Source organism: Acinetobacter sp. WC-743 (assembly GCF_000335555.1).
GTDB lineage: Bacteria > Pseudomonadota > Gammaproteobacteria > Pseudomonadales > Moraxellaceae > Acinetobacter > Acinetobacter bereziniae.
This window is the reverse complement of the sequence record NZ_AMFQ01000073.1, coordinates 1-2,235: the sequence shown is the minus strand read 5'-3', so window position 1 is coordinate 2,235 and position 2,235 is coordinate 1. Positions and strand designations below refer to the sequence as shown.

The following is a 2,235-nucleotide window of genomic DNA, read 5'->3' as shown; positions in this document are numbered from 1 at the left end:
TAAGTCTTCTGTTTCTTGCTCATGGTAAACTCCTGATGAGTGTCTATAGTTTACCAAGTTAAAACCTCCTGTTTTCTCAGCACACATCAATATACGCTTTAATATCAATTTTTTTTGCTATTGGGGCATTTAAATATAAGGGGATTTCATCTGAACGAGGAGCTATTTTAGGAGCTTTTCCTAAAACCATGTGGGAGCAAAATGAATCCGCCCATGAAAAAACTTGTCCAGGAATAACATTATAGCCCTTATCTTCACATTGAAGAACGATCCAATTATCTCCTTCAGTACGAGTGATCATCCATAAATTAAATCCAAATTTCTGAGATAAAAATTTTAAAACAGTTTGTCCAGCCTCTTCAAAGTTTTTAAAAATTATATCTTTCATTATATGGGCCTATTTCATTGTTTAGATTGAAATTTACTTATAGAACTTATACTTTTGAATAATTTTCTAAAAATTCATCTATCCACTCTTGAGCAGCATCGATATTGGTTATGTCCGTAAGTTTTAAATTGGTTTCCTCAGCTTCGTTAAACCCTTCAATAATCATTTCAAAGATATTAGCTTCATCTATCACTTCTCGAGCAATATCAGCAGGATCATAACTTTGCTTGGCTTTTTTTAATGAGGCGATTTGTTTATCAATACCTGCACCAATTTTAGATAAAGCCAATTTAAAATCTTGGCGATTAATTGTTAGCGCAGTTTTAGATTTATTCAGTGTTGCGATCATAGTGTTCTCTTTTCTTTAAATTATACAAAATTAACTTTTTCTCATTCGTTTTGGGCGAGAACCACCAAGCGGTCTAAATGCATCAATCACCAAACCTACCAACACCATTCCATCTTCAAATTCAATAATATTAGGGTGGAAGTTTGGATTAAGAGCCTGTAAATACTTACGCTCATCACTCTCAATGACAAGTTTTTTAAAAGTTGCATCACTGTTATTTCTTACAACTATCAAATCTCCAGAAATCAAATCGCATACCTGAAATTTTGGATTTACTAAAATACAGTCACCCTCTATGTAAGTGGGTGAATTACTAATACCAACTACTTTTAGATAAAAACAACCATCAGGATCATCAGCGCTTAAAGGTGGTAACCACTCAGAAATATCTAATGGATTTATTTCCTCTATAGATGTCATTGATCCAGCTTGAACCCATGACAAAACAGGGATTAATCTCGAACTAATGGGTACAACGTTATTGTCAAATTCACTAACTACACCTTTTTTAAGCTCTTCAGCGGTAATGCCTAATGCGCTAGCTAGCTCAAGAATTGAACCTGTTGATTTAGCAGTGCCAGTTTCTAGTTCAGAAATTACCGATTGTTTAACTCCAGACTTTTGCGCTAATTCCTTCTGGGTCATTTTTTTTGCCTTACGCAATTTCTTTAAATTTTCACCCAAAGTACTCATAGATAAATCTCAACTTGCTTTATCGGAATTCTGATACATATTTCAATCGGTTTGGCTATTGTATAAATATCGGAAAACCTATATATTTAATAAAAATATCGGAGGCTCACATGAATCAATGGCAAAAAATGATTTCTGATCTTAAAGACCAAGGATTAACACAGGCAAAGATCGCCACTGAAATTGGTTGTTCGCAAAACTATGTAAGTGACTTAGAGCGAGGAGCTTGCGGAAAACGTCTTTCATATGATCTAGGTAGAAATCTAGAGGCTTTATGGAATCAGCATAAACAATCTACAAATGTCGCTTAGGAACCACCATGAACAAAGTATCTATTTTTGTTCATAAAAATTAAACGTGAATGATTAAAAGGATTCACATATGGAAATCAATTTAAGCCGTGAAGCCCAAAACGCTATTTGGCAAATGATAAGTAAGACACCAGGTTTTACTCCTAAAGACATTGCCCAAGTAATAGGGGATTCGCATAACACAGTTTGCAATTACGCAAATATTAATATGCCGAATCACTTACCAAGCATCAAAAAATTAGAAGCAATTCTGTATTACACGCAAAACCCAGCTTTATTAAAAATTTGGGCGCATGAGCTTGGTTATGCATTGCTGCCTGTTGAGTGTGATCGAAGTAAACACCATGAGCTTTCTATTTTTGAAGCAATGATGCAGCACAACATCAAGTCAGGCAAAGCAAACAAGGTTGTTTATGACGCTTATGAAGATGGTGTGGTAACACCTCAAGAATATGAAGAGATACACCAACTCACACAGAATTTAATTGAATTGG

The 2,235-nt window shown here is 34.7% G+C and carries 4 protein-coding genes and 1 pseudogene; 2 read left to right on the top strand and 3 right to left on the bottom strand.

The features are described 5' to 3' along the window. Positions 1–88: 88 nt before the first annotated feature. From ACINWC743_RS09535 to ACINWC743_RS09525, 3 genes and pseudogenes are all read right to left on the bottom strand, one after another. Positions 89–388: pseudogene (locus tag ACINWC743_RS09535) on the bottom strand (hypothetical protein); the annotation flags it as partial. A gap of 46 nt (positions 389–434) precedes the next feature. After that, positions 435–737 carry a hypothetical protein gene (locus ACINWC743_RS09530; RefSeq protein WP_005029063.1) on the bottom strand — a complete coding sequence of 101 codons (303 nt, stop codon included), beginning with the start codon at positions 735–737 and terminating at the stop codon, positions 435–437. Positions 738–767: 30 nt separating this feature from the next. Then, positions 768–1,430 (bottom strand): LexA family protein, encoded by a 663-nt coding sequence (locus tag ACINWC743_RS09525; RefSeq protein ID WP_009585259.1) that lies wholly within the window; start codon positions 1,428–1,430, stop codon positions 768–770. Positions 1,431–1,540: 110 nt separating this feature from the next. Between ACINWC743_RS09525 and ACINWC743_RS09520 the strand changes: the two genes are divergently transcribed. Together ACINWC743_RS09520 and ACINWC743_RS09515 are read left to right on the top strand one after the other, a co-directional pair. After that, a complete protein-coding gene (locus tag ACINWC743_RS09520) occupies positions 1,541–1,741 on the top strand; it encodes a helix-turn-helix domain-containing protein (protein WP_005029058.1) in 201 nt (66 codons plus the stop codon). Positions 1,742–1,811: 70 nt separating this feature from the next. Further along, on the top strand, positions 1,812–2,235 hold a 424-nt coding region (locus tag ACINWC743_RS09515; protein WP_009585262.1), incomplete at its 3' end, for a phage regulatory CII family protein.

Excerpts from the sequence above, each read along its gene's own strand:
- ACINWC743_RS09530 (WP_005029063.1), bottom strand. The coding sequence starts at position 737 with ATGATCGCAACACTGAATAAATCTAAAACTGCGCTAACAATTAATCGC.
- ACINWC743_RS09525 (WP_009585259.1), bottom strand. The coding sequence starts at position 1,430 with ATGAGTACTTTGGGTGAAAATTTAAAGAAATTGCGTAAGGCAAAAAAA.
- ACINWC743_RS09520 (WP_005029058.1), top strand. The coding sequence starts at position 1,541 with ATGAATCAATGGCAAAAAATGATTTCTGATCTTAAAGACCAAGGATTA.